We start from the raw sequence: 799 nt of genomic DNA on the forward strand, positions 1-799 counted from the left end.
ACAAAAATCGATCGGGATTATAATGCCGGATTAAATCTCAAACACTATGGAATTCGTGTTTTGAAGGAACAAGGTATGACATTATAATTTGTCTGGATTTTTTCTAGCGGTCGGAACGCCGCAAAGGAAAGGCATCGGACACGACCGTTTAGGCGTGGATGAAGATGCAATAAAAGAAAAGTTCTTACGATCTTGGAAGCCTCCACTTCAAGCAACCCGTAAGGGTGCTAAGTGGCGGGTAGTTCACCAGCATGTTCTATTAGCCTTAAAAGAAGAAAGGAACGTTTACTATGAACATCGTACAGCTGTCCGAACACATCTTTAAATGTGAATCTGAAATTAATATCTCTATTACTATCCCTGTTAATACTTGGCTCATTAAGCATAACGATGACGTCTATATCATTGATACAGGAACTGAAGCATTAGTTGCTGATCAAATCAAGGCTGCGACATCAATTGGAAATCCAAAAGCGATTTTCCTTACACATGGCCACAGTGACCACATTCAAGGTGCTGTAAAATGGATCGAGCAGTTTGACCTCCCTGTTTATGCCCATGAAAATGAATTAACGTACATTAATGGTGAAGTCCCTTATCCGAATAAAAATGTACTTGAACAGAATGGTGTAAAACACAAGGTTCAACCGTTGACAGAGGAAATCCTTTCTGGTGTTCCACTGCATTACCATCTAACACCAGGACATTGCCCAGGCCACGTTGTCTATCACCATACAGAAGATAACGTCCTATTAACAGGTGATCTTTTTATTACAGGAAGCAGTGATCTTCATCCTCC

The 799-nt window shown here is 40.6% G+C and carries 2 protein-coding genes; both read left to right on the forward strand.

What is annotated here, in order from left to right:
- The first annotated feature begins 88 nt into the window (after nt 1–88).
- On the forward strand, nt 89–325 hold the full coding sequence (locus tag AMD01_RS23230; protein WP_053403845.1) for a hypothetical protein: 237 nt from the start codon (nt 89–91) through the stop codon (nt 323–325).
- A partial coding sequence (locus AMD01_RS23235; RefSeq protein ID WP_053403846.1) for an MBL fold metallo-hydrolase occupies nt 291–799 on the forward strand: 509 nt, incomplete at its 3' end. The genes AMD01_RS23230 and AMD01_RS23235, both read left to right, overlap by 35 nt.

The organism is Priestia koreensis (assembly GCF_001274935.1).
GTDB lineage: Bacteria > Bacillota > Bacilli > Bacillales > Bacillaceae_H > Bacillus_AG > Bacillus_AG koreensis.